The following is an 11,590-nucleotide window of genomic DNA, read 5'->3' as shown; positions in this document are numbered from 1 at the left end:
ATCCCACGCATATGGAATCGATTATTGTGCATTATCGAGCGTATCAGCACACGGCATGTCAGACAATCCTCTGATACAAAGTGGTTGTTGGCGAGTTCGAACGCCCGCGGGCCGGGGGTCGTCGGGGCGTCGGACCGATTGAAGAGTTTTGGACGAATCCGGGGCGATCTACTCATATACGAAGAACGCCCCGAAATCGTCCAGGAAATTCAAATGCCCTACGCGCAAACCCGGCCGGGCGGCAGCGTTGAGTCGTGTTTGACCATAGAAGGTGGGGCGGAAAAGTGAGACGATAGGAGCATGAACGAACGTGCTGGCATGCTTGCCCAAAAGGAAGACCTCATCGACGTCGATGCCCTGATCTCCGCCTACTACGACATCGAGCCGGACCCGGACAACCCGGCTCAGCAGGTCGTGTTCGGGACCTCGGGCCATCGCGGCTCCGCCTTCGATGGCGCTTTCAACGAAGCCCACATCGTGGCCACCACGCAGGCGATTGTGGAGTACCGCGCGTCGAAGGGGATCGACGGTCCGCTGTACATCGGCCGCGACACGCACGCGCTGTCCGAGCCGGCCGAGCGCACGGCGCTTGAGGTGCTGGCTGCCAACGACGTCGAGGTGCGGCTTGACGCCCGCGGGTCCTGGACGCCCACCCCGGCGGTGTCGCTGGCGATTCTCACGGCGAATGGTGCGGACACGGCGGCGGGCGTGCGCACCGAGGGGCCAGGGCTGGCAGACGGTATCGTGATCACGCCGTCGCACAACCCGCCGCGCGATGGCGGCTTCAAGTACAACCCGCCGCACGGCGGCCCGGCTGACACCGACGCCACCGAGGTAATCGCCGCGCGCGCGAACGAGATCCTGCGGCAGGGCTGGAAGAACGTCAAGCGCGTGCCGTACGAACAGGCCCGGAACGCGGAGACGACGCGCGGGCACGACTACCTGTCGGCCTACGTGGACGACCTGCAGTCGATCATCAACCTTGAGGCGATCCGCACGGCGGGCGTGCGCATTGGCGCCGACCCGATGGGCGGGGCGTCGGCCGAGTACTGGGGCGCGATCGGCGAGCGCTACGGGCTGGATCTGACCGTGGTGAACCCGGTGGTCGACCCGGCGTGGCCGTTCATGACACTGGATTGGGACGGCAAGATCCGCATGGACTGCTCCTCGCCCTACGCGATGGCCTCGCTGCTTGGGCGGATGAAGCCGGGCGCGGACGGCGCGGTCCCGTTCGACATCGCCACGGGTAACGACGCCGACTCCGACCGCCACGGGATCGTCACCCCGGACGCGGGGCTCATGAACCCCAACCACTACCTGGCCGTTGCCATCAAGTACCTGTTTGAGAACCGGCCCGAGTGGGGGCCCACGGTGGGTGTGGGGAAGACGCTGGTGTCGTCGTCGTTGATTGACCGCGTGGTTGCCGGGATGGGCAAGCCAATGGTGGAAGTGCCAGTCGGGTTCAAGTGGTTCGTGCCGGGGCTGGTCAGCGGGTCGCTGGGCTTTGGTGGTGAGGAGTCCGCGGGGGCGTCGTTCCTGCGCAAGAATGGGATCGTGTGGACCACGGACAAGGACGGCATCATCCTTGACCTGCTCGCCTCGGAGATCTTGGCGGTGACGGGGAAGTCGCCGTCGGTGCTGCACCGCGAGCTGACCGAGGCCTACGGCGAGTCCGCCTACGCGCGGATCGACGCGGCGGCCCCCAAGGAGGAGAAGGCTAAACTGAAGGCGCTTTCGCCGGCAGACGTGGCCGCGACCACCCTGGCGGGCGAGGAGATCACCGCACGGCTGGTCGAGGCGCCGGGCAACGGCGCCCCGATCGGCGGGCTGAAGGTGACCACGAAGAACGCGTGGTTTGCGGCCCGGCCGTCAGGCACGGAGGACGTGTATAAGATCTACGCCGAATCCTTCCTGGGCGCCGAGCACCTGGCCCAGGTGCAGGCCGAGGCGAAGGACGTGGTGAGCGCCGCGCTGGCGTAGGGACACGCGGGCGCTGGCCCTACGCCAGCGCGGGGCACCCCGCCGGTTCGGCACACGCAAAGTGTTTTTTCGTCACCTAAATCGACAATTTGAGTGACGAAAAAACACTTTGCGTGACGAGAAACCAGGATAGGGGCGGCCGCCCGCGCCCGCGGCTACGCCACCGGCATCGCAACCAGGCGCCCGCCCAGCTCGGCCACGTTGACCTCGACGTCGAAGATCTCGCCCAGTACGTCTTCGCGCATGACTTCAGGGGGCGTGCCGCTGCAGGCCAGATACCCGTCTTTCATGGCGACCATGCGGTCGGCGTAGGCGGCGGCGGTGTTGACGTCGTGGATAACGATGACCACGGAGATCCCGCGCTCGGCGCACACGCCCTTCAGGTGCCGCATCATGTCGCGGCCGTGGCGCATGTCCAGGGCGGAGAGCGGCTCATCCAACAACAAGTATTTGGTATCCTGCGCGAGGGCCATGGCGATGAAGGCGCGTTGGCGCTGCCCGCCGGAGAGTTCGTCGATGAAGCGGTCGGCAAGGTCGCGCATGTTCACGCATTGGAGGGCGTCGGCCACGTGGGCGTAGTCTTCGCGGGTGCGCCGGCCCTTGGAGTGGGGGTGCCGTCCGAGCATGACGAGTTCGGCCACGGTGAGCCGGATGGCCAGGTGGTTCTCCTGCCGCAAGATCGCAATCGTGCGGGCCAGCGCGTCGGTGTCCCATTCACCCAGTTCGCGCCCGTCGATCCGCACCGAGCCGCCGATGAGCGGGTGTAGCCGCCCGATCCCGGACAGAAGCGTGGACTTGCCCGCCCCGTTCGGGCCGATCAGCGCAGTCACGCCGGAGTCGGGCAGGGTGAGGGTGACGTCGCGGACGACGGGGGCGGCGTCGTAGGCCATGGTCACATTGGTCAGTTCGATCATCGGCGCGTTCCCTTCACAATCATCGCGAGCAGCAACAGCCCACCCACCAGTTCAAGCACTACGGGCAGGATCGTGGCCTGGTGTAGCACGTGTTCCAAAAGAGCCTGCCCGCCTACGAGCACCACCACGCCGACCCCCGCGGACACCCCGATCAGCTCCCGCAGCCGGGTGGACGTGCCAACATAGTGGGCAATGTTCACCACGAGCAGCCCGAAGAACATGAGCGGCCCCACCAGCGCGGTCGCGCAGGCTACCAGCAGTGACGACGCCGTCAGCGCCAGTTTCGCCTCCCGCCGGTAGTCGAGCCCCAGCGCGATGGCGACCTCCGGCCCGAGCGAGAGGATGTCCCACACGCGACTGCGCGCCACGATGTAGGCGATCGCCGCAACGGCCACGATCACGGAGATCCCCAGGGATTCGGTGTTGACGACGGCGAAGGACGCGGTGCCGACGTCGGCGACAGTGAGGTACTCGCCGGGATCCATCACAGTAGAGAGCAGTGAGGTGATGGAACGCAGGAAGGTTCCCACGACGATCCCGACGAGTACGAGTAGATAGACGTTCGAGCGCCGCCCGCGCAGGACCGTCAAGAACATGGACACGGCGAGGCCTGTCATGAGGACCGTGTTGATGAGGAACATGACCGCGTTGGGCACGGCGCTTACGCGCGCCGAGCCGAAGAAGAAGATGGAGGCGGTGGCCATGAGTTGGAACATGGAGTCAAAGCCCATGACCGAGGGGGAAAGGATCCGGTTGCGGGTGACGGCTTGGAAGACGGCGGTCGCGGTGGTGAGCGAGACGGCGACGACGACGAGCGCCCCCAGCCGCGTCGCTCGCAGTTTGCCGATGATGGCCCAGGCGTCGAGGGCGTCGTAGAGGAGGAAGAGGGCGCAGGCGGCGAGCGCAAGTAGCGCGATGAGTGCGAGCCGCCTGCGGGTTTGGGTGCGGCGGGCGTGCAGGATGCTTTCGATAGTGGGTAGGTTCACGACGCCGGTCGCGGGCTCAGCCCCGTGGGCTCGGACGACGGGCGCCTGCCCGACTTCCCAGGCGGTAGCAGCGGGCGCAGGAGCCGAGGCGGAGGCGGGCGCGGCGGCCCGCGCGTCGTGAATACGGATGGTCACTATTTTACCCTCCGGATCAGGATAGTGAGGAAGATTCCGGCGCCGAGGATGCCCATGACGACGCCGACGGGGACTTCGGCGGGGGCGATGAGGACGCGGCCGATGATGTCGGCGATGAGTACGAATGTGGAGCCCATGAGGGCGACGAGGGGAAGGGAGCGGCGGATGTCGTCGCCGTGGAGGATGGAGACGAGGTTGGGCACCACAAGTCCGAGGAAGGGCAGCGGCCCGGCGACCACGGTGGTGATGCCGGTGACAATGGCGACGATGGTGAGGCCCACGGTTTGGACGGCGGCGAAGTTGAGGCCGAGGTTGCGGGCGAGGTCTTCACCGAGGCCGGCGATGGTGAAGCGGTCAGCGAAGAGGTAGGCGAGGGCGGCGACGGCGGCGACGATCCAGAGGAGTTCGTAGCGGCCGCGGATGATGCCGGAAAAGTCGCCGGTCATCCAGGCGTTGAGGGTGCCTTGGAGTTGGAATTCCCAGGCGAGGAACATGGAGGCCGAGCCGATGACGCCGGAGAGAATGAGGCCGACGAGGGGGACGATGATGATGTCGCGGTGGTTGAGGCTGCGCAGGATGAGGGTCAGCAGGGCGGTGCCGGCGAGCGCGAATGCGCACGCGATGAGCATCTTGCCGGGGAGCGAGAGGGTGGGGAGGAAGAGGGTGGCGACGAGGATGCCGAGGCCGGCGGATTCGGTGACGCCGGTGGTGGATGGCTCGACGAACCGGTTGCGCACTAGCAGCTGCATGACGAGGCCGGCCACGGCCATCGCGGCGCCGGCGAGGATGACGGCGAGCGTGCGCGGGAGGCGGGAGCCGAAGAGGATTTGCAGGTCGTCGGCGGAGGCGGAACCGGTGAGGATCGCGCCGATCGACATGTTCGCCCCGCCTATTAGCGTGGAGACGACTCCGAGCACGACGACGAGGCCGGCCAGCGCCCCCATCGAACGTAGGAAGTGGCCCCGGCGCGCGGAGCGACGACAGGTGGCAGATTCCCCGCATTCGGAGTGGCGGCAGCCGCGGGATTCCTCCAGCTTGAGGGGTTGGAGTGGGCGCCGGTAACGGGCGTCCTGCTGATGAGACTTAGCGCCCTGCCCGGGGGCGTCCGCGGCTGCTTCGGCCGCGGACGCCCCCGTCGTCGTCGTGCTACTTGATCGCATCGGCGACTTCGTCAAGCATGGCCGGGAAGTTGGTGGCACCGGTCATGACGATGTACCAGCGCTCGGGGCTCAGGTAGACGATGTGGCCTTCCTTCGCGGCGGTGGTGGAGTTGACGAGCTCGTTGTCGAGGACCTGCTCGGCCGTGTCGCCGGCCTCGGCCTTGCCCACGGCGGCGTCGCGGTCGACCACGAAGATCCAGTCGGGGTTGATCTCCTTGACGGTCTCGAAGGAGACCTTGTCACCCTTGTGGCCCTCGTCAGCCTCAGGCTTCTCGTACGCCTGGCCGAAGCCGAACACGTCCCAGATCGGGGCCCAGCGCGAGCCGCGATCGTGTAGCGAGATCTCGCCGGCGTTCGTCATGATGACCAGCGCGTTGCCCTTGTCCTTCGCCATGTCCGTGTACTGGGCGATCTTCGCGGTGATCGAGTCGGCGGCCTCCATGCCCTTGGCGTCGGCGCCCACGGCCTGCGCCACCATCTTCACGTTATCGGGCACGGTGGTCGAGTAATCCTCGGTATCCCACGAGTGCGTGGCGTCGATCGTCGTGAACGTCTTGGAGAACTCCTCGTAGAACGACGACGACCGCCCGCCCACAATCACCAGGTCCGGCTGGAGTTTGGCGATGGCCTCCATGTCGGGCTCTTTGAGGTTGCCCACGGAGGTCAGCTGGGAGTAGTCGATGCCGTCGTCGTCCTTGAGCCACGTGGGCACGGACTTGGTGACGGTGCCGACCACGCGGTCGCCGGCGCCGATAGCGTCGATCGTGTCGAGCACGGCCATGTCAAGTACAACGATCTTCTCGGGCATCGCCTCAATGGTGGTCTCGCCCTGCGCGTGGGTGATGGTGCGAGGGAAGGTGGCCTCGGCGCTGGCCTCTTCGCTGGCGGTGGTTTCCGGGGCCGTGGTCTCGGTGGTCTTCTCCGCCGCCGGCGACGACGAGCATGCGCTCAGGGCAAGGGCGCTCGCGGCGGTGAGAGCTGCGAGCTTCATGACCTTGGGAAGGTGCACGGGTTTCTCCTTTGGGTGTGGCGCCGGGGTCCGGCGCGTCGGATGGGGTCATTACGAAACGTTTCCGTTACTTATTTGACTTAGGTAAACCTAACCTATCAAAATCTCGATTTCAAAGCTCCCAGAGAAAGTCTTGCGTAAATCGCCCAGCGCCCGCACTTATGTGGCACCACGCCTCCACCGCGTACCAGGAAACCTTTCGACACACCGAAACTTTTGCACGCGCGGTAAGTTAGAGCCGTAGACCTACCAAGGAGAATCATGAGCTTTCCCACCCCTACCCCCGCCATCGCAGACATCGGCGTGACCGGCCTCGGCGTCATGGGCGCCAACCTCGCCCGCAACCTCGCGCGCAACGGTTTCAAGGTCGCCGTCCACAACCGCTCCATCGGCCGCACCGAACGCCTCATCGCCGATCACGGCACCGAGGGCCAGTTCTTCCCCGCCGAAACGATCAAGGATTTCGTCGCCAGCCTGTCCACTCCGCGCGTCGCCATCATCATGGTCCAGGCCGGCCCCGCCACCGACGCCGTCATCGAGCAGCTCGCGGCCGAAATGGACGAAGGCGACATCATTGTCGACTGTGGCAACTCCCAGTACATGGACACCCGGCGTCGTGAAGCATCCCTCGCCGAGCGCGGGTTGCACTTCGTAGGCGCGGGCGTCTCCGGCGGCGAAGAGGGCGCGCTTCTCGGCCCGGCGATCATGCCCGGCGGCACGCGCGCCAGCTACGACCGGCTCGGCCCCATGTTCGAAACTATCGCCGCCAAGGCCGACGGCGAGCCGTGCTGCACCTACATCGGCCCCGATGGCGCCGGCCACTTCGTCAAGATGGTCCACAACGGCATCGAATACGCCGACATGCAGCTTATCGCCGAGGCCTACCAAATCATGAGTGCGCTCGGCCTGAGCGCCCCCGAAATCGGCGAGGTCTTCGCCGAATGGAACACCGGCGACCTCGAGTCCTACCTCATCGACGTCACCGCCGAAGTGCTGCGGCACGCGGACCCGAAGACGGGCCGGCCGTTCGTCGACGTCGTCCTCGACCGCGCCTCGCAGAAGGGCACCGGCGCCTGGACCGTGCAGACCGCCGCCGGGCTCGGCATCCCCGTCACCGGGATCGCGGAGGCGACGTTCGCGCGCTCGCTGTCGGCATCGGTGGCGCAACGCGAAGCGGCGCAGGCGGCGCTGCCCGGGCACGCGGCGGATTTGGCGGGAGCGGTGGCGCCCGAAGACCGCGCCGCGTTCATCGAGGACGTCCGCCTCGCCCTGTACGCCTCCAAGATGGTGGCCTACTCGCAGGGCTTCGAGCTGATCCGCGCCGCCTCCGACGAGTACGGGTGGGATGTCCAGCTCGGGGCGCTCGCCAAGATCTGGCGCGCCGGCTGCATCATCCGTGCCCGCTTCCTCGACCGCATCACCGAGGCCTACACCCGAGACTCGGCGTTGCCCCTCCTCCTCGCCGACGAGTTCTTCACCCGCGAGATCTCCGCCGCCGTGCCCGCGTGGCGCCGCCTGCTCACCACCGCGCTGGCGGCGGGCATCCCGGTGCCGGCGTTCACGTCGTCGCTGGCGTACTACGACGCCGTGCGGGCGCCCCGCCTGTCCGCCAACCTGATCCAGGCGCAGCGCGACTTCTTCGGCTCGCACACCTACAAGCGCGTGGACATGGAGGGCACCTTCCACACCCTGTGGTCGGAGGGCCGGGCGGAGGAGCGCTGGGACTAGCCACCCGAGCTAGCCGGTGGGCCGCCGGGCCGGCTGCCGTGCGGTGGCCAGCACCCGCCGGGCCCCCACTGCATCTGCAAATGCTGTACTAAACCGCAAGATGCGGCACAAAATAACGGGAAATTAGTACCGCATCTTGCCGAGTAGTGCAGCATCTGTGTGCGGCGGGCCGGAGGGCCACCCCGACGTGCGGCCCTCCCCCGGGTAGGCCGGCTGCCGTGCGGCGGCCGTGGCGGCCAGCACCCACCGGGCATTAAAATAACTTGGACGATTTCGGGGCGATCTCCTCATATAAGAAGATCGCCCCGAAATCGTCCAGGAAATTCAAATCCCGGCCCGCAGCCCGCCGGCTAGATGAGCCCGAACACCCCCGGCAGCCACAGCGAGAACGCGGGGACGAACACCACCACGAACAGCGCCAGGATGATGCCGACCAGGAACTGCCACAGCTTGGAGATCACGACCTCCATGCGCAGCCCGGCCACCTTCGCGCCCACGAACAGCACGTTGCCAACCGGCGGCGTGATCACGCCGACCGACAGGTTCATCACCACCATCGCACCGAAGTGCACCGGGTGGATGCCGATGTCCTTGACGATCGGCAGGAAGATCGGCACGAAGATAAGGATCGCGGGGGTCGGGTCCATGAACGTGCCCACCACCAGCATGATCAGCATGATGATGATGAGGATGCCGGTGGGCGAGTCGGTAACGGACAGGAGCCCGTTGGCGATCATGTCGGGGATGCGGGCGAATGCCATCACCCACGACAGGCCCGCCGACACCGCCACAAGGAACATGACCACGGCGGTGGTGCGGGTGGCGGAGAGGATGATCTCAGGCAGGTCCTTGAGCTTGATGTTCTTGTACAGGAAGCCGAGCACCAGGCAGTAGACCACGGCGATGGCGGAGGATTCGGTGGCGGTGAATGCGCCGCCGAGGATGCCGCCCACCACGATGACGATCATGAGCAGCGACGGGATGGCGCGCCACAGGGTCACGCCCACCACCTTGGCGCTTGGCCGCTCGGTCACCTGCACCACGTTGTTCTTTTCGTGACGGAAGTACAGGATGAGGGCCACGATCATACAGGCCACTACCCACAGGGTGCCGGGGCCGACGCCGGCCATGAACAGGGCGGCTATCGACGTCGAGGACACGAGCGAGTACACGATGAACGTGTTCGACGGCGGGATGAGCATGCCGGATGGGGCGGAGGCCACGTTGACGGCGGCGGTGTATTCGCGCGAGTAGCCATCCTTGGTCATGCGAGGGGTCATGATGGTGCCAACCGCGGAGGCGGCGGCAACAGCTGCGCCGGACACGGAGCCGAACAGGCCGTTGGCCACCACGTTGGTCAGCGCCATCGACGCCGGCATGCGGCCCACGAGCACCTTCGCCGCGTCGATCAACCGTGCGGCGATGCCTCCGGAGTTCATGAGCACGCCGGCGAGCACGAAGAACGGGATGGCAAGTAGTGAGAAGGAGTTGACGCCGGTGAACATGCGCCCGGCCACGGACATCGCGGCCACGTCCGGGTTCATGACCGCCATTGCGGCGATCACGGTGGGTAGGCCGATGGCCACGGCGATCGGCACCGAGGTGGCGATCAGGAGAATGATTCCAACAAGCAGGATGAGTCCTGCAACAGCGGTAGGTGTCACAGCTGGGCTCCCTTCGTGTTGTCGCGGGCGACGCCGTCCGCGCCGTTCGCGTCCGCAGCGCCGGCCTCGCCAGCGCCGTTCGTGCCGGCACCAGCGCTAGCCGCGCCTTCGCTGTCAGCCACGCCGACGGCGTCGTCGACCGGGCTTCCCTCCGCCTCGGCCTCGATCTTGATCTTTTCCGCGTCCTCCAAGGCCATTTCGGCCTCGGGGATCGGGAAGTTGGACTCGCGCCCGGCCGCGATTTCCACGATGTGGTACAGCGCGTAGAGCACGATCGCCAGGCCGGAGATGGGGAGTACCAGGTAGACGGAGCCGATGTTAACCGGTAGGGCGGTGAGGTTCTGGGACCAGGCATTCATCGCGGCGTTCCAGCCACCCCACACGAGCGCGGTGGCGCCGAGGATGAGAGAGGCCACGTGGGTCCAGATCGCGAAGGCCTTTTGGGTGCGCTCCGGGGCGCGGAGGACAAGGAACTCCACGGCCATGTGGCCGCGCTCCCCGTACACGAACGCGAGCCCGAGGAAGGACAGCCAGACGAAGAGCATCTTGGCCAGCTCCTCAGACCAGGTCACGGGCGAGGACAGCACCAGGCGGGAGAAGACCTGCCAGGTGGTGGAGAAAACGAGGCCGACGAACAGGATGATGCACAGCCAGCCGAGGAACTTGGTGGTGAACTGATGGACGCGTTGCATTACTGACCCCCTTCGGTGTCGGCAGCGCGGATCGCGTCGAAGAGCTCGCGCTGGTAGCCGTCGGACACGAAGCGGTCGACGATCGGGGCGAGGGCCTGCGCGAATGCTTCCTTGTCCACCTCGTAGAAGGTGGCGCCGTTGTCTTCGGCGATCTGGCGCGATTCTTCGGTGTATTCCTTCCACAGCTCGGTGTGGAAGTCCATGGAGTCGTACCAGCATTCGTAGAGGATCTCGCGGTCGGCTTCGGGCATGGCCTCGAGCAGGTCGTGGCGCATGATCATGTAGTCGAGGCCGACCAGGTGGTTGGTGTAGGACAGGTAGGGCGCCACTTCCATGTGGCGGGCGGTGTTGTAGGAGACGAGGTTGTTTTCGGCCCCGTCGAGCACGCCGGCCTGGAGGGCCGAGTAGACCTCGCCGTAGGACAGCGGGGTGGCCGACCCGCCCATGAGCTTAATCATCTCGATGTGCATGTCGGATTCTTGGACGCGGATCTTCTTGCCCGCGAGGTCGGCCGGGGTTTGGACCGGGCCGAACGTGGTGTAGATGTGGCGCTCACCTTGGGTGTAGCCGCCGAGCACCGTGATGTTTTCCTTGTCCTCGAGGGAGGCGAAGAGGCCGCCCACGATGTCGGGGTCTTGGATGACCTTGATCTGATGTTCGATGGAGCTAAAGGTGGTGGGCATGTTGAGGACGCGGAAGTCCTGGTTAATGTTTTCCAGCTGGGTGCCGGACACGATAGACATTTCGATGGCGCCGGACTTGACGTACTGGAGGACTTCCTGCTGCGAGCCGAGCTGCTCGTTGGGGAAGATTTCGATCACGTAGCGCCCGTTTGTGCGCTCGGCGACGTCTTCGGAAAACTTCTGGAGGGCCTTAAATGACGGGTGGGATTCCGACTGGTTGAGGGCCACCTTGAAGTAGGAAACAGTATCTTCGTCGCCCACCGAGTCAAGCTTGATGCCTCCGAGCCCGGCACAGCCGGACAGCAGGAGTGAGGCGCTTGCTGCGAGAGCGAGAAGGTTCCAACGTTTCTTCATTGGATCTCCTTAGCATGCGGGGCGCGGGTGCCACCCCGTGGGTGTGTGAGCCAGCACTGGCTTCGGTCGTCCTCGTGGGACGCGGCGGCTTTGCGTGCGTCTTGGAAGATGCTTTGAGGCTATCAGGATCCTTACACCCAGGGAAGAACTTGACAAATGTAGTATTTCACACTGCTGAATTACCGTTTATACCCTCAAAACGCATGACATGTTCGCGCCCGCCCCTTAGAGTGAGCGTAGGGACGAAAGACTGACGACACTGTCGCCCCGCCGACGTCGGCCGGG

Annotated in this window: 9 protein-coding genes; 2 read left to right on the top strand and 7 right to left on the bottom strand. The window is 65.7% G+C overall.

The window, feature by feature from the left end:
* Positions 1-300 precede the first annotated feature (300 nt).
* A complete protein-coding gene (gene pgm, locus QPC17_RS09415) occupies positions 301-1,980 on the top strand; it encodes a phosphoglucomutase (alpha-D-glucose-1,6-bisphosphate-dependent) (RefSeq protein ID WP_285347287.1) in 1,680 nt (559 codons plus the stop codon).
* A 155-nt stretch (positions 1,981-2,135) separates the two neighbouring features.
* Here the strand turns inward: pgm and QPC17_RS09410 are convergent, their stop codons facing one another.
* From QPC17_RS09410 to QPC17_RS09395, 4 genes are all read right to left on the bottom strand, one after another.
* Entirely contained in the window at positions 2,136-2,894 is a 759-nt protein-coding gene (locus QPC17_RS09410) for an iron ABC transporter ATP-binding protein (RefSeq protein ID WP_285347286.1), read from the bottom strand.
* Positions 2,891-4,015 (bottom strand): iron chelate uptake ABC transporter family permease subunit, encoded by a 1,125-nt coding sequence (locus QPC17_RS09405; protein WP_236698699.1) that lies wholly within the window; start codon positions 4,013-4,015, stop codon positions 2,891-2,893. The genes QPC17_RS09410 and QPC17_RS09405 overlap by 4 nt, the downstream gene beginning before the upstream one ends.
* Complete coding sequence (locus QPC17_RS09400; protein WP_062614181.1) at positions 4,015-4,959, bottom strand: ABC transporter permease; 945 nt, start codon at positions 4,957-4,959, stop codon at positions 4,015-4,017. The genes QPC17_RS09405 and QPC17_RS09400 overlap by 1 nt, the downstream gene beginning before the upstream one ends.
* 202 nt (positions 4,960-5,161) lie before the next feature.
* On the bottom strand, positions 5,162-6,184 hold the full coding sequence (locus QPC17_RS09395) for a siderophore ABC transporter substrate-binding protein (RefSeq protein WP_244899261.1): 1,023 nt from the start codon (positions 6,182-6,184) through the stop codon (positions 5,162-5,164).
* Between the two features lie 261 nt (positions 6,185-6,445).
* Between QPC17_RS09395 and gndA the strand changes: the two genes are divergently transcribed.
* Positions 6,446-7,912, top strand: coding sequence for an NADP-dependent phosphogluconate dehydrogenase (gene gndA, locus QPC17_RS09390; RefSeq protein WP_068538873.1), 1,467 nt, complete (start codon positions 6,446-6,448; stop codon positions 7,910-7,912).
* A 350-nt stretch (positions 7,913-8,262) separates the two neighbouring features.
* On the opposite strand, the gene QPC17_RS09385 is transcribed toward gndA, so the two are convergent.
* The 3 genes from QPC17_RS09385 to QPC17_RS09375 are packed head-to-tail and all read right to left on the bottom strand — an operon-like array spanning position 8,263 to position 11,305.
* Complete coding sequence (locus QPC17_RS09385; RefSeq protein ID WP_285347285.1) at positions 8,263-9,576, bottom strand: TRAP transporter large permease; 1,314 nt, start codon at positions 9,574-9,576, stop codon at positions 8,263-8,265.
* A complete protein-coding gene (locus QPC17_RS09380) occupies positions 9,573-10,268 on the bottom strand; it encodes a TRAP transporter small permease (protein WP_068538875.1) in 696 nt (231 codons plus the stop codon). The genes QPC17_RS09385 and QPC17_RS09380 overlap by 4 nt, the downstream gene beginning before the upstream one ends.
* Positions 10,268-11,305 carry a TRAP transporter substrate-binding protein gene (locus QPC17_RS09375; RefSeq protein ID WP_068538876.1) on the bottom strand — a complete coding sequence of 346 codons (1,038 nt, stop codon included), beginning with the start codon at positions 11,303-11,305 and terminating at the stop codon, positions 10,268-10,270. The genes QPC17_RS09380 and QPC17_RS09375 overlap by 1 nt, the downstream gene beginning before the upstream one ends.
* Between the last annotated feature and the right edge of the window lie 285 nt (positions 11,306-11,590).

Origin of the sequence: Trueperella bernardiae, assembly GCF_030246965.1 — a bacterium.
Classification (GTDB): domain Bacteria; phylum Actinomycetota; class Actinomycetes; order Actinomycetales; family Actinomycetaceae; genus Trueperella; species Trueperella bernardiae.
The sequence above is the reverse complement of the archived record's forward strand: the minus strand, read 5'-3'. Positions and strand labels throughout refer to the sequence as shown.